This window comes from Burkholderia sp. BCC0398, assembly GCF_902833245.1.
Classification (GTDB): Bacteria; Pseudomonadota; Gammaproteobacteria; order Burkholderiales; family Burkholderiaceae; genus Burkholderia; species Burkholderia sola.
Window position 1 is genome coordinate 360,281 of the sequence record NZ_CADFEM010000001.1, and the last position, 19,189, is coordinate 379,469.

The 19,189-nt window shown below is 60.2% G+C and carries 15 protein-coding genes and 1 pseudogene; 1 reads left to right on the top strand and 15 read right to left on the bottom strand.

Annotation, left to right across the window (positions count from 1 at the left end; all coding sequences use genetic code 11):
• The first annotated feature begins 40 nt into the window (after positions 1–40).
• The gene (locus HWX76_RS01580) at positions 41–739 is read left to right on the top strand and encodes a LuxR C-terminal-related transcriptional regulator (RefSeq protein ID WP_050011198.1); all 699 of its coding nucleotides are present in this window, start codon (positions 41–43) and stop codon (positions 737–739) included.
• A 758-nt stretch (positions 740–1,497) separates the two neighbouring features.
• Here the strand turns inward: HWX76_RS01580 and HWX76_RS01585 are convergent.
• The 15 genes and pseudogenes from HWX76_RS01585 to HWX76_RS01655 all read right to left on the bottom strand — a co-directional run.
• Positions 1,498–1,716 (bottom strand): annotated as a pseudogene (locus HWX76_RS01585) (transposase); the annotation flags it as partial.
• Between the two features lie 85 nt (positions 1,717–1,801).
• Positions 1,802–3,130 (bottom strand): hypothetical protein, encoded by a 1,329-nt coding sequence (locus HWX76_RS01590; protein WP_124630501.1) that lies wholly within the window; start codon positions 3,128–3,130, stop codon positions 1,802–1,804.
• 106 nt (positions 3,131–3,236) lie between these two features.
• Positions 3,237–4,361 carry a porin gene (locus HWX76_RS01595; protein WP_050011200.1) on the bottom strand — a complete coding sequence of 375 codons (1,125 nt, stop codon included), beginning with the start codon at positions 4,359–4,361 and terminating at the stop codon, positions 3,237–3,239.
• A 248-nt stretch (positions 4,362–4,609) separates the two neighbouring features.
• Positions 4,610–5,494 (bottom strand): alpha/beta fold hydrolase, encoded by an 885-nt coding sequence (locus HWX76_RS01600; RefSeq protein ID WP_089489203.1) that lies wholly within the window; start codon positions 5,492–5,494, stop codon positions 4,610–4,612.
• A 78-nt stretch (positions 5,495–5,572) separates the two neighbouring features.
• Positions 5,573–6,346, bottom strand: a complete 774-nt coding sequence (locus tag HWX76_RS01605; protein WP_048985709.1) for an SDR family oxidoreductase — start codon at positions 6,344–6,346, stop codon at positions 5,573–5,575.
• A gap of 510 nt (positions 6,347–6,856) precedes the next feature.
• Entirely contained in the window at positions 6,857–7,561 is a 705-nt protein-coding gene (locus tag HWX76_RS01610) for a LuxR C-terminal-related transcriptional regulator (protein ID WP_060067741.1), read from the bottom strand.
• 267 nt (positions 7,562–7,828) lie between these two features.
• Positions 7,829–8,761, bottom strand: a complete 933-nt coding sequence (locus HWX76_RS01615; RefSeq protein WP_050011390.1) for a LysR family transcriptional regulator — start codon at positions 8,759–8,761, stop codon at positions 7,829–7,831.
• A gap of 591 nt (positions 8,762–9,352) precedes the next feature.
• Entirely contained in the window at positions 9,353–10,525 is a 1,173-nt protein-coding gene (locus tag HWX76_RS01620; RefSeq protein ID WP_321177361.1) for a Gfo/Idh/MocA family oxidoreductase, read from the bottom strand.
• On the bottom strand, positions 10,446–11,411 hold the full coding sequence (locus HWX76_RS01625) for a Gfo/Idh/MocA family oxidoreductase (protein WP_124630502.1): 966 nt from the start codon (positions 11,409–11,411) through the stop codon (positions 10,446–10,448). Before HWX76_RS01625 ends, HWX76_RS01620 begins: the two co-directional genes overlap by 80 nt.
• Positions 11,412–11,471: 60 nt before the next feature.
• Positions 11,472–12,464, bottom strand: coding sequence for an inositol 2-dehydrogenase (iolG, locus tag HWX76_RS01630; protein ID WP_050011206.1), 993 nt, complete (start codon positions 12,462–12,464; stop codon positions 11,472–11,474).
• 49 nt (positions 12,465–12,513) lie between these two features.
• Positions 12,514–13,494 carry a Gfo/Idh/MocA family oxidoreductase gene (locus tag HWX76_RS01635; protein ID WP_050011207.1) on the bottom strand — a complete coding sequence of 327 codons (981 nt, stop codon included), beginning with the start codon at positions 13,492–13,494 and terminating at the stop codon, positions 12,514–12,516.
• Between the two features lie 216 nt (positions 13,495–13,710).
• The gene (locus tag HWX76_RS01640; protein ID WP_048985716.1) at positions 13,711–14,877 is read right to left on the bottom strand and encodes a Gfo/Idh/MocA family oxidoreductase; all 1,167 of its coding nucleotides are present in this window, start codon (positions 14,875–14,877) and stop codon (positions 13,711–13,713) included.
• A gap of 165 nt (positions 14,878–15,042) precedes the next feature.
• Positions 15,043–16,755: a biotin carboxylase N-terminal domain-containing protein gene (locus tag HWX76_RS01645; protein WP_050011208.1), complete on the bottom strand. Its 1,713-nt coding sequence runs from the start codon at positions 16,753–16,755 to the stop codon at positions 15,043–15,045.
• Positions 16,752–18,350: an urea amidolyase family protein gene (locus HWX76_RS01650; protein ID WP_124660024.1), complete on the bottom strand. Its 1,599-nt coding sequence runs from the start codon at positions 18,348–18,350 to the stop codon at positions 16,752–16,754. Before HWX76_RS01650 ends, HWX76_RS01645 begins: the two co-directional genes overlap by 4 nt.
• On the bottom strand, positions 18,343–19,128 hold the full coding sequence (locus tag HWX76_RS01655; protein ID WP_050011209.1) for a 5-oxoprolinase subunit PxpA: 786 nt from the start codon (positions 19,126–19,128) through the stop codon (positions 18,343–18,345). Before HWX76_RS01655 ends, HWX76_RS01650 begins: the two co-directional genes overlap by 8 nt.
• Positions 19,129–19,189: the final 61 nt, after the last annotated feature.

Consider the following 19,189-nt stretch of genomic DNA (forward strand, 5'->3'; position numbering starts at 1 on the left):
TTCGGAAAAGGATCCTTTGTCTATTCCACTTGGATAAACCATGCGATATCATCTGAACGACGATTGCAAGGACTTCGCCAAGCGGACCATTGCGTTTTCCCAAACCCTTCTGGAATCGTCTGCCGCAATCTTTACCTGGTTTGACGCTACCCAGAAGATTCCACCGTGCACGGAACACGGCCTCGGCGACGTGATGATTCGCGACTATTACCGAGACTTCAGAGAGTTCGATCCGATCTCCCCCGACTTCCTTTTATCAAACAGATCTTCGGTCGTTACTCTAAGAAAGATCGCAGACAATAGATTTAGAGATTGCCACATCCCATACGCACAGTTTATGGCGCGGTACGGGTTCGTGGACGAGGCCGCCTTTGTCTTTTGGCAGGACAACCGAGCCATCGCTTTTCTCAATGTTCTAAAAGGCAGACACGACAAAACGCTCGACAATGAATCCGTACTCCAGGAAATGCATAGCTATATCCAGTACAACCTTCTCGGATTGGATTCAATAAAAACCCATCGACGCAATCGGAAACTCACCGAGCAACATCTATTGACAGCCCGCGAGCTAGCGATCGCCAATTTGATTGCGAGTGGACTTTCCAACAAGGAAATTTGCCACGAATGCCAGATCGAGCTGGTGACGGTCAAAACGCACGTGGGAAGGGTTCTGGCAAAGCTCGGATTGAATACGCGGTCACAAGTCGCGTCATTTCTGCACTCGATAACCGCGGATTGACCGTTGCAGTCCCGCCTCGTGGAAGCGAAGTGTGATGCGTGCGGTCCATTGCAGTTCAGTTGCAGGCGGGGCGAACCGACGCCGCCCTCAACCAGGCCGTCGAAACGACGTGCGCCCCGCTCCAGGCACCATACGAACGCACGCGGCCCGCTGAGCCTGCAAGCTTTCGCAATACCATCAGCTTGACACGCCATGGTTTCGACAGCTTCGTCAAAGGTACAGACGAGAGATCGGGGCCGAATTGGCACGTTCAGTGGCGTTTCCACCGCGTACTCTCGCGGTGGCCGCTTCCATGCCGTGATCTGACGTTGGACCGGTTTTTTTACTTTCGGCTACGCTCGGCCGGACTCTGCTCTCCATGCCGCGCGTCGAAACGCAGGTGCGCAACCACTTGTCCGAGGCTGTAGTACGTAACGAAGCTGCTTCGGTCTGACTCAATGTTACGGATTCCAGCATCGGAATCCGTCTGACAAGCAGAGACCTCCGCTGAGTCAATCGGATGACGGCTATGCAGCGATCGCAGGAATATCTTTCGCATGACTCGGTTCCCTGTTGGGTCCACTACTGAGGTCTGCGCGCCAACCGGACATTGAAGCGCAGAGGTGGTTACAATCGACAAAGCGTGAAGCATCATGATCTGTTCAAGTCCACGCCGGATCGCTCGACGCCAATCACAACGACATCGGAACGACGACGACCCAGGCGACGTGGACGATCTATACATCGTCTCTAGCGATACCCGATGCCCCTTGCTTGGCCAAGGCCTCCGCCAATAGCTTCCTTAGTCGATCATTCTCGCCCTCAAGGTACTTCAACCTTTGCGATTCAACGCCGTCGTTGCCACCAAACTTCGCCCGCCACGAGTAGAAGGAGGTATCGCTGAAACCGTACGTCCTGCACAGATACTGGACCGCCTCGCCAGCTTCGGCCTCTCTCAAGAAGCCGATGATTTGCTCGTCCGTAAAGCGCTTCCGCATTCTCAAACCTTCCTCGAAAGTGACCTTTGCTGGCGTCAGGTAGCCTAGCGCTCCAGAAAACAGGTCCGTTTCTCAAGTGGTCCCTCTAACTCGAGGCAGCATGTGACGACAGTTCCCTTCGTCGATTGCAGTACGATTCGATACCAACAAAGAGGATCACCTGGACAAGCACCGACACCGGTGTCGCCCACTGGTACAACGATGGGAAGAGCGATGCGTTACCGATGCACACTCCACATAGGGTTGCGATCAGGCATGAGCTCAATCCCGTCCATCGCCAGTTCTTGATCACTTGAGGCATGACATCGGGCACATCTCGGGATCGTCCAGCCCAGAACTGATCGACGAGAAGCAACGTGACGAAGCAAGCCATGGACATACCGATATAGTTCAGGGCACTCGCGAGCAAGTGCGTACCATCTGAAATCAGCACAGCGGCCGCAACCGCGCAGAAAGCAACGATGACGACTCTTCTGCTGACGGAAACGCCAAATAGATGCTCGAGTGCGTTGACGAAAGCAACGGTGCCTGAGTAGATGTTCCCGAGATTGATTCTGAGCTGCGTCGTACACGCGAAAATGATCCCCCCCGCACCCAGCAACGAAACGAAATAGACGCCAGGATTGCTTTCCCGCATCTGGACAGCGAACCAGATCCCCAAGATCCCGGTGATCCCGTAACAGAACGCTGGAAACAACGCGCCAACAAACACCGTCCCTGCTCGGAGTTCCCGTTTGCGCACAAATCTTGCATAGTCGGCCGTCACAAGACCAATGATGAAGGCGAGACCGTTAACGATGCCCAATACTTCAAGCAGGCTGGTGAAGGGGGCTGCCGCAAGCCGAATCTCCGGGAGCGGAGCGCCAGCCACGGGAACATCAAGCGCGTTTCTTATCGCCCACACAACAAACACAACGAACAGCACCAGACTCATCGTCTGGAATCTTGCAAGAACCTTCATGCCCGACCACACGAGCGGCAACATGACGAAGACAAGGCAGATGTATATCAACGCATGAGGAGCTTGCGGAAAGAGAGCCTGTAGCGAAGCCCCCATGATGTTGGCTTCTGCGACGAAGTAAGTGAGGCAGGCCACTCCGTAGGCCAGGCTGAATAATCCCGCTCCACGATATCCGAGCACGGTTCTGGCCCAGATATTGATGCCAAACCCTGTCTGAATGGATCGACGAACGAGCAGCACACCGACGAATGTCGAAACGCAGTATCCGTAGGCCAGTCCGATCAGCGCGGCTGCTACGCCAAACCTCACGGTAATGATCGACGCAATCTGAGCAAAGAAAAGCGCGGTCGCAATACCTAACGTAGCGAAGAATATGCCCTGCCAACCGGTCCTTGCATCTTCAGGAACCGGACTGGACGCGTAATCATCATCGGAGTGAGTTGATGCCGGCATACAGAAATCCCAATACCTTCGTGTCAGGAAAATGAGCAACGCGGCGCCGCGGAACTCACGAAGGAATCACCCTCGTATCGGTCCGCGGCGCCTCATACAGATTGCTTCAGAACTTGTGCCGCAGGCCGACGGCTACAACTTCCTGAGTACCTTTGCCCGCCGCAATTCCGTACGACCCGATGGAAGCCTCGGCGGCGCCTTGCCCGTTCTGCCCGCTTGCATGCTGATACCCTGCGAGCGCATAGACGTCGGTGCGCTTGCTCAAGCTGTAGTCGGCCCCGATATTCACCTGGTGGTACTTGGCAGACGAATCCCCCAGTGCGCGCGTGTAGTTGTAGCCGGCGATGAGCAGGAACGCAGGCGTCACTTGATACTGGGCAAAGACCGAACCGTTGTGATACTTCTCCGACCCCGTGAACGTCGATGCCGAATCGGCCGAATACTGGGCATAGCCATACGCCGCGCCCACCGTGAACGGGCCCGCAACGTAATTGGCACCGATCCGGGCGATATTGATCGACCGGGCTGACGCATAAGCCGCATTCACCGGCGAATTAAACAGCGAGTCGGACGAGGAAGTGCCGCGATTGCCCAACGTCGCGTTGCCGTTGTCGATGTGGAGAACGCCGCCGCCGACGCTGAACGACGTGCTTTGATAGCCAACTGCTGCGCTCCACGTCTGCCCCGACCCCGTGGATCCAGCGACGCCGCCGAGCGCATACATGACCTCGGCCGAAACGCCGCCCCACGACGGACTCACCCATTTCACGGCGTTATTGAATCGAGCACTCGAGTCGTAATTGTCGACGTCACCCGGCGTAGCGAACCAGCCGCTGTAGACATCGGCGGTCAACTGCTGTTCGAGGTCGGTCAGCGGATCGTACTGACGACCGAACGTCAGGGTGCCGTACTGGCTCGAAATGCCCACGAACGCTTGTCGGCTGAACAACTTGCCCGGTGTCGCAAGCGCGCCGTTCGTGCCGTCAAAGCCGCTCTCTACTGTAAAGATGGCCGAGAGCCCGCCACCCAGATCCTCCGTTCCCTTCAATCCCCACAGGGAAGCCGAAAGATTGCTGGGCAACATCCTTACTTGCGAACTCTGTCCGCCGCTGTTGTGCACATAGCCCACACCCGTGTCGACGATCCCATAGAGCGTCACGGAACTTTGAGCCTTTGCTTGCGAGTAAGCTACGATGCTCAGTGCGGCGACTGCAATGACTTTTTTGTTCATTCCCCCCCCCAAATCACCAAAGTTAATTTCACTAGGAATACTGATCAAATAAACTATCGAATTGCTTCGATACCAGCCGTTTCCGTCTCAAGATCAACAATCTCTCGTCGAACGGAGTGCAGCGCCCACGACGCACTGACATCGCTAGGCAGCATGCGGCGCGCGCTCCATACCCGTTCGAACCGGGCGACGGATTTCTCCAGACGCTGGCTGGATCGTCAGAAGCGGCGCCGGCTTGTCCGCTCGTACTAGCCGAAGAAACTCTCGAGTTCCTTTGCAAGCGCCTCGGGCGCCTCTTCCGGGATATAGTGTCCGGAAGCGACCATCGTGCCGCGAACGTCCGCCGCGACCTGCTGCAGCTGCGGAACCAGGTCGGGCATTGATCCCTGATCTGCACGGACCGCAAGAACCGGCATCTTGAGCTTGCCCTTCGCGCTCAATTCGCGATTCTGCTCGGCCGACACCGAGATAGCACGGTAGTAAGCGAGGCCACCTTTCAGGCCATTCGTCAGGAACACGCGATGGTATTCCTCGAAGTCCGCTTGGGAGAACACCTGCGGGTTTGCCGCCTTCCGTTGCAAATACCACTCGAGATAGATGTGCTCGCGGCCGGCCAAGAGCGCTTCGGGAAGATCCGGGATGTTGTGGAATGCGACGTGCCACGTCCGCCACGCAACGTCGGAAGCCCACGGCAGCGTATCCGGAAGACTGATGCCCGGGATACCCGTGTCGAGGATCGCGAGGGCCGTGACCTTGTCGCCATTCATCGCCGCATAGGGATAACCGACCCATCCACCGATGTCGTGTACGACAAGTGCATGTCGATCGACACCGAGTTTCTCGACCAGGCCACGAAGGAGCCTGGCGGCCTTGACCGTGTCGAGCGTACCCGCGGGACGGTCCGAGTCACCTTGCCCGGGAAGATCCGGAGCAATAACACGGTACCGATCCCCAAGCAGCGGCAAAACCTTGCGCCACGCATACCAGCTTTGGGGGAAACCGCAAATCAGAACCAGCACGTCGCCGTCCGCCTTGCCGCCGCTCACATAATGCATCCGCACGCCATCAACCGTCTGAAAGCCCCGCTTGAAACCTTCGATGCCGGTCTCCGGCCATTCACGATTCGAAAACATTCACAAGCTCCTGTTGTTCCACCGACATGTGCAGGCGCGGGCACCTGCGCCGCGCCACGCGTGTAGCCAAACGCCCGCTCAGAAGGGATCCCGGGCAGCAGCAAGCCAGCCGCCGTCCATCACGTACTCGCTGCCATGCACGAAGTCGGCATCGTCGCCGCCCAGATACGCAGCGAGCTTGGCAATTTCTTCCGGCTGACACCAGCGGCGGGCCGGGAATTTCTGAAGGGCCGCCTCCATATCGGGCGAATTCGCCGTCGTGTGCTCCGACATCGCCAGCGGGGTTGCGGTTGCGCCCGGGCAAATCGTATTGACGCGAATGCCGCGCGCGCCGTATTCGAACGTGAGTTGTCGAGTCAGACCGATCACACCGTGTTTGGACGCCGTGTAGGCGGTCCCGCCACCCGCAGCACTGAAGCCCGAGGTGGACGACGTGTTCACGATCGCCCCTTTGCCTTGCTTCAGCATCTGCGGAATGACCGCTCGGGCCATCAGGAACGGTCCCGTGAGGTTAACGGCAATGACGCGGTCCCACTCTTCGACGCTCACCTCGTGAGCCGTCGCGTGTCCATCCAGAATGCCGGCGTTATTGCACAGAAGATCGATGTGCCCCCAACGCTCGATCACCGCCTTGACAGCGGCCTCGACGCTACGCGGGTCGCTGACGTCCACTTGATGTGCGTACGCCATCGACGGATTCGCCAACGCTTCGACGGTGGCAACGGCATTCTTGAGATTGATGTCGAGTGCGGCTACGTTCGCCCCTCTCGAAACGAACTCGCGAACCATTGCTCGCCCCATGCCGGAACCAGCACCGGTTACGACAACCACGCGCCCGGAATAATCATTCACTGAAACGTCTCCTTGACTTCACTTTGACCAGCACGTGCGCTGCTCACTGAGCCGGCGAATCGTGCGCTTTCTGTTTCCAGGATTCGCGTGCATGCATCGTCTTGCGCCAATTAGACGAGGTCCAATTGTGATTCTCGATGCATGCAGATCACGAATTTCTATCAGTTCGGCGAGCTGGACCGAAGACGGTCCACCATCAACCGGCACTCGGCAAACACCCGTCACGCATCGGAAGTTAATTCGTTATGCGAATTGACAGCCGGACGCCGCTCAAGCCATGTGTAACGCGCACCATCCTCAAGGTTGAAGATCGTGATCGATGAAGTGAGCTGTCAGGCCACGCAACAGGCATGAACCAATGCGAGCGTTACGACCGTCTGAATGATGTCCGGCGGCCTTGAAACCATTGTATGTATGGCCAAGACGCCGCTCGTCCATCCAAAGGATGAGAAAAATTTCCATTGATGCAACCGGTGACGAGGACGAACGCACCGCCCCGGTGCACCCAGGCTATTTCGTGGTCGGTGTGCCCAGGTCGGCGGAGAATGCCGCAAGCTGGGTTCGGCTCTCGATGCCCAGCTTGCCCAGGATTCGAATGACATGCGACTTGACGGTGGCAAGCTCGATGCCCAGCGTCTCGGCGATATCCTTGTTGGACAGGCCGGCGGTCATCAGAGACGCGACTGCGAGCTCCCGCTCCGTCAGGAAATACTCGTTTCGCAGCGCGTGGTCTGCCTGGACCTTCTTGACGGACGCAAGCATCGAGAAGCTGTGCTGCATATAGTCGTACATCTGTCCGAAGGGTTCGGGAGTCGAGAACGGGCTATCGCCTTGCTTCTTGATGACGGAGAGGCATGCTAGTGGCGTATCTCCCGCCCAAAACAGGAACCCGACTTCGTCCACGAGCCCGTACTTCCGCTGGTAATCCGACCAACTGGAGTGCTGGTCGTCGCGCTTTGCCCCTTTGAGGGTCACTACGGTCGCACGCTGTTTGATCAGACGATAGACGTTCAGCGGATCGGCCGAGGCGAATACCGTGTAATAGTCCTTGATGGTCTCTTCGGGCCATCCCATCTGGGTGTGCGGCAATAGCTGGTCGTGCGAATCGAGCCATGTGAACACGGCGGCCGAACAATTGAGCATCGACCGTGCAAAGTTAACGGTCTGAAGAGCGAACTCCTGCGATTCCCTGAATTTGCTGACTTCGACTAACATCGCCAATTCTCTTTGCCGGTAGGGATGAGCGCGAGCGCCGATCGCCCGAAATCAGCGGCCCGACAAGTGCGCCAGCACCGAAACCGAAAGCCTCACGAGCGGAGAGCATGAAATTCGCACCAGACTAACATCTGATACCTAATGGGACAGGCTACCGCAACGCGCCGCCGAATCATACTAGGGAAGTCATATACCCGCCGGCGACCATAATCCGAAAGTCAATCGGTACACCCCCACTGCCCGAACGACCTCAATCGGGATGATCGGTCACGCGGCCCGAATCAGCGTCTCCGGTTTTCCTCGGCAGTATGTAGCGCACACATCCCGGGCCGCGTCGGCTGCCGCTACGACGGCCGGTGATGCATTGACCGGCATGCACAACGACACGTCGATCGACGGCGGCTGCGGCTCCAGCGCGAGCTCGGCGATTCGCCCGTTCTCCAGTTCGTCGTGCACGAACAGGTGCGGGACTGCCCCGACACCGTATCCATCACGCACCAATTGCACGATCGCAGCGACCGAAGAGGCACAGGTTATGCGTATCGCCTCGTCCGGGATGCCGGCTCCACCGGCCAGTGTTCGGACGATGCGTTCCACCGCCAGGTGCGACGTGGTGCCCCTTCCGAATGTCAGTATCGGCCGCGCCAGGGCGAGGCGAACCGGATCCATGTCCGAACCGGAAAGCAGCTCCCGGCTGACAATCCATCGAACCGGATAGCTTGCAATCCTGCTCGACGTGACCTTGTCGCTCCCAACAACCTCTGCGCAGACAGCCATGTCGAGCTCGCCCTGCAAGATTTTCTTGTTCAGTGCCGGGCTCGAATCTACGGTCAGCTCGACCACCAAGCCCGGGACGCGCTCCCTCAACTGCGTCACATACAAGGAAAGCCAGCTGTGAACAATCGTGTCTATCACGCCGAAACGTATCGGTCCGCGTAACGCGAGATCGAGACCGGCTGCCTTCTTGAGCGCACGAGTCGCGTCTACCACGTTCATCGCCAGCGTCAACAAGCTCTGCCCAGACAGGGTGAGACGAAAATCCGCCGCCGTTCGATCGACGAGCTCGGTCCTCAACTCGTCTTCCAACGCCTTGATACGTGTCGATATCGTCGCGGGCGAAGTATGAAGAAGACGCGCCGTAGCCCGGAAGCTGCCTTGTTGCGCGAGCGTCACGAACGTCTCCAGAAAGCGTGTATTCATTGCCTCACCATCGAGGATGCAGGTTTCCGTCCCGTCATACGCCACAGAACACCTGCCTGCGTCCGTCGATCTTCTCGAGTCAACACGGCGAAGACAGCACATTGGCGTCGAACATCGCTACGTTCGTCTCTGCTTGTCAGGAAAATGTTGACAGCCGTGTGCAGAATTTCTCGTTGGCTCAAGATCATTTCCGATCCTATTATTTATTCGCATTCCTTCTTTATGACGTAGAGTGCGAAAGCCATTCGGCAAACCGCGAATCTCGAAACGACGGATATATCTGGACCCTCGCCCCATGACGCTACGGAAAGTTCTCGGCACCGCCCTTCTCAACGCTGCCTCGGTCACCCGCACGAACCATCGAAACGTACCCGCCACGGACCAGCGAAACGTCTCTCCGTACACCGCCCTTCTGCGTGAACCGATGTCTTCCATCGCGGCGAATGTTCCCGATCGGCCCGATCTCCGGTCGGTATCGATCCTCGGCTACAACTAAGTCTCGCGCCACGGATCTGCATCCGCGACAGGAATTCGAGGCACGCCGAGCGAGCCTCGGATAGTGTGTCGCGCAAGTTCTCTCGACTTGAACGCCTACAACAGCAGCCGCTTTTCCGTTCTCGGTACGGCGCGCACATCATCGAGCGTCAGGTTTCGGCGGACGAAACGCGTCGGTTCGATGGACACCACCGTTCCCGTGCGAGCAGACGCCTCGATCGCCAGCAAGGCCCTCAGGTCAGCCAGGCCCTCTTCGACACTCGACGCAGGCTTGCTGCGTTTCTGAATGCATTCGGAAAACTGCTGAATCAACCCGCCGAAGTGATCGCAGTGCCGGAAATGCATCGTCTCCGAAGCATCCTTCGCGTTCAGTACCATTCGCGTCGGCGTTTCGAACCTGAAACCGGGCTCCATGGTCAGGTCCCCTTCGGTTCCCAGCACCCTGTACATATCGATCGACGCCGTGCCAAAACTGCAATAGAACTGCGCGATTCGATCGCGAGGGAAACGCAACGTGACAGCAATGGCGTCGTCGATGTCCGAGAAGCGGGAATCTCCGGGCCGGCGCGTCGTGATCGCCGACGCATCGACGGGTTCGTCGGAGAAGACATGCCGCGCCGCGTTGACGCAGTAAATCCCGATGTCTTGAAGCGGGCCGCCCCAGTTCTTGCTGTCCAGCCGGTGGTTGCCCGTCGCGGACTGAAATCCGAACATCCCGCAGAAGTACTTCGGATCACCGATGCGGCCTTCCCGGATCGCTTCCAGTGCCGCGATCGTCCCTGCCTCGTGATGCAAGCGGTAACAGGTGCTCAACAACACGCCGGCCTCGGCTGCCGCCCCAATCATCGCCTCGGCATCCGCGACGTTGGTCGCCATCGGTTTCTCGACCAATACGTGCTTTCCGGCTCGCGCTGCGCGAATCGCATAGTCGGCGTGGAGCGGGTTGGGGACGGCGATATAGACCGCGTCGACGACATTGCTGTTCAACATCCGGTCGTAGTCGTCGTACCCGACGATCGTATCGACGCCGTGGAATCTCGCGAGCTTCCGCGCGCCGTCAGGATTTCCGGAAACCAACGCGCCGATCGCCGAATTTCCCGTCTGGGCAACAGCCGGCATGAACGCCTCTTGCGATATCCATCCAGCACCTACAACAGCATATCTGATCATGTTTGCCTCTATGCGTTGCTCAGGAACCGTAGACGACCGGCACGGCGCTCCGCTCGCGCAGAGACCGACGCGCCGCATCCAGCACGACGGCTGCGTCATATGCGTCGTCGAGCGTCGACAACGGGGTCGTACCTTTCGCGACGCATTCGTTCACGAAGAAGCTTTCGACCTGAAGAAAGCTGTCCCAGTAGGTCGCGTCATCCCAGAACGGAAGTCTCGCGTCGCCAAACTTCGTGACATCCCACGGGATCACGCCGCTTCCGTCGGAGCCGATGATCTTGAAATAGACGGACCAGGGCTCCCGACTGCGATCGTCGGCTGAAAAGCTTCCCCACAGATTCGCAATCGTTCCATTAGGATATTCCGCGGTGATCACCAGTTGATCGTCGGCGTTCGGATCGTCAAAGTGCACATTGGAACCGGTCGCGAATACCGACGACGGGCGACCGACGAAATACAGCATGCAGTACGCGTGATGCACCATCAGCTCGCGCATCGTCAGATCCGGCGCGCCGATCGAAGCGTCATGTTGCTTGTTGTAGATCGCCCAGAAACTGACGATCCTTCCCAGTTTCCCGGAAGCAACATGCGCACGCAGTCGCCGCATGCTCTCTGCATAGACGTAATTGTGGGAAGGCATGCAGATCCTCGATTGCGAACGTGCAATCTCCGCAAGCTCGCGAATCTGCGTCGCCTGCGCGCACAACGGCTTCTCGAGCAATACGTGTTTGCCTGCCAGTAGCGCACGCCTGGCCATGTCGAAGTGCGACGCGGTATTCGTGCACACGACAACCGCATCGACCGCGTTGTCGCCCAGCAGTTCGTCAACGGTTTCGTATGCGCGCCCCCCGAACCTGTCGACGAATTGCAGTGCCTTCCTGTAAGTGCGACTCCAGCCGCCACAAAACAACTGCGGATCCATTTCGGCGAGAGCCGTTCCGTGCAACTCTGCTACGTTGCCGAGGCCGATGATACCGATCTTCATGAGAGCACCCGATATGTGTGAAATGCCCACCGGCTGGCCTGCCCATGCCGGTCATGTCGATCAGCCAGCGATGTCCACCGGCTGCCCGCGCTGCCACGAAAGCGTGGCCGCATCGGCGATCAACTGGGCCTTCAGGCCATCGCCGGCATCCGGTTGCGGCATTTTTCCTGCCGACACGGTGTCGACGAAGTAGCGCATTTCGGCCAGATAGGAGGCGCCGAAGCGCTCGAGAAAGAACGGTTGCGCGACCGGCATGGCGAACCCGACTTCCGTGGCATGCTCCACCTGAGACTCGAGAACGTTCTTGACACGTAGCATGCCGCGCGATCCGTGAACCTCGAGTCGCTGGTCATAGCCGTAGGTCGAGCGGCGCGAATTCGAGATCTGGCAGATCTGCCCCGACTTCGTCGTCAGGATGACTGCCGCCGTATCCACGTCGCCGACCTCCGCAATGGACAGCTCAACCAGCACCGATCCGGTGGCGAACACTCGCACTGGATCTTCCTGCAACAGGAATCGCGCGAGGTCGAAATCGTGAATCATCATGTCGCGAAAGAGACCACCGGACGTCTTCAGATACGACAGCGGCGGCGGCGCCGGATCACGAGATGTGATCGTGATGGTCTCGACATTTCCGATCTCACCCTCGTGCACGCGACGCGCCAACTCACCAAAGTGCGGGTCGAACCGCTGGTTGAACGCCGTCATGAAGGGCACGCCCACATTCTCGACGGCATCCATGCATGCCCTTACCCGCTCCGACGACAGATCGATGGGCTTCTCGCAAAAGATGGCCTTTCGCGCAACCACCGCCGCGTGAACGAGATCGAAATGCGTCGATGACGGTGTCGCAATCACCACCGCATCGATGTCATTCCCTTCGAGAATGTCCGATGCATCGCGTGCGTCAACCCCAAATCGGTCAGCACAGGCCGCTGCGGCGCTCTCGTTGACGTCAGCTACCGCGACTAGCGTTGCCGATGGAATCTGCTTGATACCGAGTGCATGAACTTGACCAATGCGCCCACATCCGAGAATTCCAATTCTGATCATTTTTCCTCCTGAGTGGCGCAAACCTCTGCATTTCCGCGGATTGGCATGACTACGCGTACATCGTCGGACGGTAACGCCCGGCCGCGAACGTCAATGATGTTCCGCGCCCCATCGCAGCGACGATCTGCTCTGCGACTGCCGTCGTGACATAGCCATCCCAGGCATTTGCACCACCGCTTGACGTGCCGGCGCCGATCGATCGGACCCACTCGTTGAGCTGCTTCACATAGGCCGACCTGAATCGGTCGATCCAGTTTCCGGCATGGGCCGTCATGCCGTAGCCGCCGGCATTCCTGCCGACACATCCGGGCGGAGCAGTCTCGATCGTTCCGTTTCGCCCGACGACCTGTACGTGCACGTGATAGCCATACTGGCAATTCATGAACACCTCCGACGACACGATTACGCCGCCGGCCATTTCCATCACGACGACCAGCGGATCGCCGTTTCCAGCACTGTAGACACGTGCGCCAACAGGTTCGGAATCGAGCAACCAGCGGCTTGCATCGATTTCGTGAACGAACGCATTGGTGATGGACATCGGGCCGTTGAACCAGTCCGGCGCGATGGGATTTCGGTGGACGTTGTGCACGACAACCGGTGCGCCAATGTCGCCCTCCCGGACAGCACGCTTCATCTCGATGTACGGTTGGTCGAAACGACGCATATAACCGACCTGGACCAGCCGTCGGCTCTTCGCAATTTCCGCGTCGACGACCTTGAGTGCCTCGGCCGCCGTACCGGCCAGCGGCTTCTCGCACAGAACCGGCTTGTCGGCCTCGATGCACTGCAGTACGAGGTCGCCGTGCAGCGTGTCCGGTGCGGCAACGAGAACGGCGTCGACATGCTCGGAGCGAATCAGCTGCCGCGGGTCCGTATAGACTCTCGCGCCGCCCGCCACGGTCCGCGCGCGCCCTTCATCGGCATCGCAGACCGCGACCAACTCCGCACCCGACGTCTCCTCACGCAGAATGCGCGCGTGCTCCGATCCCATTACGCCGACACCGATCACCCCAATTGCCAAGGTCATCCCCTGCCTCCGATCTATTGACACGCTATCGTTCGAACGCGGCCGTAGTGGAGGCCGCATCCGGATCTATCGCAGTTCGCCGCCGGGACGGTGATGCTTCGACGTTGGCCGCAGATGAGGAGGCGCTCGCCGGATCCATTACCGACGAGCCGCGTTACCGATTCGCCACTCACCGAGGAGCTCACCGCCTCCGCACGACTTCAGGCGGCGGCCGTGTTATCCGCGAGCCGGCTGCTGGATGTGTTCCCACACGCCGCTTTGCCCCGACACGAGGATCGCGTCGGCGATGCGCTCGATCTGGACGCCGTCCTCGAAGTTCGGCGCGGCAGGCTGGTTCCCGGCGATGGCCTGCAGGAAGTTGTACCACTCGATCGACTTGATATCGATGTAGCCCTGGCCCATCCCGGCAACCGGCCACAGCTTGTCGCCGAACGGTTGATGCGGGCCCGAGTAGATCGTGCGGAAGCCGAACGCGTCCGACGGATCGTCCGCGAACGCCACACGCAGTTCGTTCAGGCGCTGATAGTCGAACGCAATCGAGCCACGGGTACCGTGGATTTCGAAGCCGAGCTGGTTGTGGTGGCCCCACGCATTGCGCGTCACTTCGATCGTTCCGCACACGCCATTGCTGAACTTGATCATCGTCATGGCCATGTCGTCGACGTCGACCTTGCCCTTCTCCGACGATGCCTGACCTGCCGGGCCGAAGAAACGGCCCGCCGGCAGCGGCCGCTCGGCGATGAAGGTCTTGACGATCGAGTTCACCGATTCGAACTCGCCGACGAGCAGGCGCGCCGCATCGATGACGTGCGTGCCGATATCGCCAAGCGTGCCCGAGCCGGCCTTCTCCTTGTTGAAGCGCCACGACAGCGGCGTGCTGGGATCCGCGCCCCAGTCCTGCAGGTAGTAGCCGCGGAACGTCAGGATCTCGCCAATACGCCCTTCGTCGATCAACCGCTTGGCCATCTGCAGCGCCGGCGTGTGGCGATAGTTGTACGAAATCATCGTGACCACGCCCGTTTCCTTCGCGGCCGCATGCATGGCTTCCGCATCGGCTACCGTCATGGCCATCGGCTTCTCGCACATCACGTGCTTGCCCGCCTTCGCGGCGGCGATCGCGATCGCCGCGTGCGTGTCGTTCGGCGTGCAGATGTCGACGATGTCGATATCCGGGCGCGACACCACTTCGCGCCAGTCCGTCGCGTGCTCGGCGAACCCATATTGCGCAGCTGCATTGCGTGCGAGTTCGTCGTCGATGTCGACCACGACCTTGCGTTCGATTTCCACCGGCGAGCCGAACAGGATCGGCACCACGGCAGTAGCGATGGAGTGGGCCTTGCCCATGAAGCCAGTGCCCACCAGAGCGACATTCAGTTTTTTCACGGTTTTCCTCCAATAAGGCTGTCGTACTCGTGACGCACTCAGCCGATTCCTTGACTCTTCCGACATCAATTTGATTGTTCGCCAGTCACTCAGGATCCCGAATCACATGACGTACACCTTCTACATCTCGACAACTCAAATTCGATTCAATGTCCCCTTCGCTCCTTACTCGATAACCGCGATCTTTTCGCCCGCCGTGACCGGACGTCCGGCTTCCCCATGGATGCGGATTCGACCACCTTTCGGTGCGACGACACGCATTTCCATCTTCATCGCTTCCATGATGGCGACGGCATCGCCCTCGGCCACCGTCGCACCCTCCCCCACCAGCCACTTCTGCAGCGTTCCAGGAACCGGCGCCGTCACGATGTCGGCGCCCGCTTCCGCCTTCGCCGAATCGTCGAATGCTCGCGGGACGCCGACATTCGCAAACAGCGACGCAGGCAGACCGATCGTGTGACGCTTTCCATCGATCTCGATGAAGCTTTTCAGCAGCCCGCCCTCAGCCGGCGTGACGCGTCCGGAAGGTTCGACCCCGCCAAACTCCGTTTCGATCCAGTTGGTATGAACCTTGAATCCATCTTCGCCGCTGAAGCTCTTTTCCTCGAGTACCGCCCGATGGAATGGCAGCACCGAACCCACTCCCTCGATATCGAATTCGGCAAGCGCACGACGGGCGCGAGCGAGCGCTTGTTGGCGCGTATCGCCGGTAATGATCAGCTTGGCCATCAGCGAGTCGTACAGTCCCGGAATCTGCGAGCCGGATTCGACACCGGAGTCGAGCCGCACACCGGGACCTGCGGGCGGACGAAAGCGCGTGATCGCGCCAGGTGTCGGCAAGAAACCACGACCCGGATCTTCCGCATTAATACGGAATTCGATCGCATGACCGCGGGGCTCCGGCGTCGCCGTAATCGACACAGGAAGGCCATCCGCGATGCGCAGTTGTTCGATCACGATGTCGACACCGGTGGTTTCCTCCGTCACCGGATGCTCGACCTGCAACCGCGTGTTCACCTCGAGAAACGAGATGACCCCGTCTTGAGAAAGCAGAAACTCGACCGTGCCCGCCCCCGTATAGCCGGCCTCGGCACATATCCTTCGCGCCGCGTCATGAATGCGCGCGCGCTGCTCGACGGTGATGAAAGGCGCGGGAGCCTCTTCCACGAGCTTCTGGTTTCGGCGCTGCAGCGAACAGTCGCGCGTGCCGAGCACGACGGTGTTGCCGTGATGGTCGGCCATGATCTGCGCCTCGATATGGCGCGGACGGTCGAGAAACTGTTCGGCGTAGCAGTCGCCCCGGCCGAACGCCTCCGTCGCCTCGCGGACGGCCGAATCGAACATCTCCGCGACGTCTTCGATGCGTCGGACGATCTTCATGCCGCGGCCGCCGCCCCCGAACGCCGCCTTGATCGCCAGCGGCAGGCCAACTTCCCGCGCAAAGGCGACCGCGTCGGACGCACTGTTCAACGGCCCGTCGGATCCCCTGACCAGCGGCGCGCCGACCTTCGATGCGATACGCCGGGCCTGCACCTTGTCGCCGAGCGCGGTGATGACCGCCGGCGACGGGCCGACCCAGATCAGTCCGGCATCGATTACCGCTTGGGCGAACTCCGCGCGTTCGGACAGGAAGCCGTAGCCCGGGTGGACCGCATCGGCACCGGCGCGACGGGCGATCGCCAGAATCTTCGAGATGTCGAGATAGGTCTCCGCCGGGCGGCCCGCACCCAGCCCGTATGCTTCGTCGGCCAATTCGGCATGCAGCGAACCGGCATCCGCGTCCGAGTAGATTGCGACCGATGTCACGTTGTAGTCGCGCGCGGCGCGAATGACGCGAATGGCGATTTCGCCGCGATTGGCGATGAGCAGCTTCTTCATCGAACGAGTTCCTTCACTTGCGGATCGAATGCGGATATCGGGTTGAAGCGGATACGGGCGCCGATCGGAATCTGCCCGAGCATGCCGAGATGATGGGCCGCGACGACGGCAATCACCGGGTACCCGCCGGTGACGGGGTGATCGGTCAGGAACACCACCGGCTGGCCGCTGTGCGGCACCTGAATCGATCCGAACAACGTGCCTTCCGACGGTAGCTCCGCGTCGTCGCGCCGCGCCAGCGCCAGGTCGCCCGACAGTCGCATGCCGACCCGGCTCGACTCGGGTGTGACGCGCCATTCCTGCGAGAAAAAACGTGCGACGCTATCGTCGGTAAACCAGTCGGTGCGAGGCCCCGGGACGACGTCGACATCGATGACGTCGCCAGCACGCGGGAGCATCCGTCCGACCAGAGGTTCCGGCTCGACGAACGTCGCCGCCTCGTTGGCCGGAACCAAAACATCGCCGCGGGCGATCGGCAACGGGCCGATCCTCGAAAGCGTATCGGTCGACGCGGACCCCAACGTGCGCTCCACGACAAACCCGCCACGCAGTGCGACGTAGCTCCGCATGCCGCGGCCGGGAATGTCGAGCGAGACTTCCTCGCCCGCATCGACGGCAAACGGACGCGAATGGGGGACAACCGTCACGCGGCCATTTGCGTCGCGAATCGAAATCGGACACGGCGCCCCCGTTACAGCCAGGGTCACCGGACGATCAGGCACCAGCGAAAGACCGCCGAACGTCACTTCGAGCACGGTGCTACGCTCGGGATTGCCAACACAGGCGTTCGCGAGTCGTAGCGCGGCGCGGTCGACGGCACCACACACGGAGACACCCTGGTCAGCCTGACGGGGTCGGCCGAGATCTTGATACAGCACTGGGCGATCCGCACGCGTCACCGCGATGCCGCTGCCCGAAACCCGGCGCACCCGCGTCGGCTCCAGTCGTGCCGATACCGGAACGACCGCACCTTTACTCGCATCGCGGAAGCGGACCCGATCACCGGGCGCGAGCAATGCCGCACGCGGGCGCGTCGCGTCCCACATGGGCACTTGCGTCGTGCCGAGAAGCTGCCAGCCTCCAGGGCTGTCGGACGGATAAATCCCGCTGAATTTCCCCGCGATCGCGACCGAACCCGCCGGGATACGCACACGGGGGGTTCTACGTCTGGGGACATCGAATCCCGGATCGTCGGTGGTCATATACGCAAACCCCGGTGCGAATCCGGTGAACGCGACCGAGTGGACTGCATCCAGATGTCGCTGGACAAGCTCCGCCACGGACCATCCCAACAGTTCGGCGACCTCGCCCAGATCTTCTCCGCCGTAGGAAACCGGGATATCGAACATGCTCCCGCCGCGCTCCCGGCGAACGGACACGTCCAGCCGCCCGAGCCGCTCGATCAGCGCCGCGCGATCGACGACAGCCGGATCGAGGCGAACCAGTACGGTACGCGCGCCCGGGACGACCTCGTCGACACCGTCCACTTCGCTTGCGAGAAGCCTGTCGAGGAGCGCCAGCGTCGTCTCGAGACTTCCAAGCTCGACCAGGACGCCGGTAGAACCAGCCGAAAGGATGCGCATCTGCTCAGGCACGGTTCCCTCCCCCGCACGCACTGGCAAATGGCCGAAGCGCAACGCCGCGCGCGGTGAGTTGCGTCTGCAGCACACGAGCGGTCGCAACGGCCGACGGGTTGTCTCCGTGAATGCAGATCGACTGCGCATCAACCGTAATGTCCGTTCCGTCGATTGCAGTCAAGACACCCTCTTGCACGAACCGCAACATGCGACGCGCAACGGCAGTCGGATCGTGAATGACCGCACCTTCCAAGCGGCGACTCACAAGACTTCCATCCCCGTTGTACGCACGGTCCGCAAACGCCTCGCTGACTACGGTGATGCCTGCTTCGCGCGCCTGATCCGCAATCGGCGCACCGGCCAGCGTCATCAACACGAGCGTGGAATCGATCGCGAGAATCGCGTCGATGACGGCCGCCGCCTGGTAGGTGTCGCGCGCGATCGTGTTGTACAGCGCGCCGTGTGGCTTCACGTAGCGAATTGACGTGCCCGCCGCCTTCGCGAGCCCTTGAAGCGCGCCGATCTGGTAGATCACGTCGCCCATCAACTCTTCGCGTGACGGCTGCATGTTGCGACGCCCGAAGCCCACCAGGTCGCGATAGCCGACGTGTGCACCGACGGCAACACCACGCCGCGCCGCTTCACGCAGCACGGTATAGATGCCCACCGGATCGCCGGCGTGAAAACCGCAGGCAACATTTGCGCTCGTCACGATGTCGAGCATCGCCGCATCGTCGCCCATGCTCCACGCGCCGAAGCTCTCACCGAGATCGCAGTTCAAATCAATGCTTAACATGACGCTGCCTACAGGATTCCTTCAGTGCGCGAACACGCGATGCTGCTCGGGTGTTCGCGCG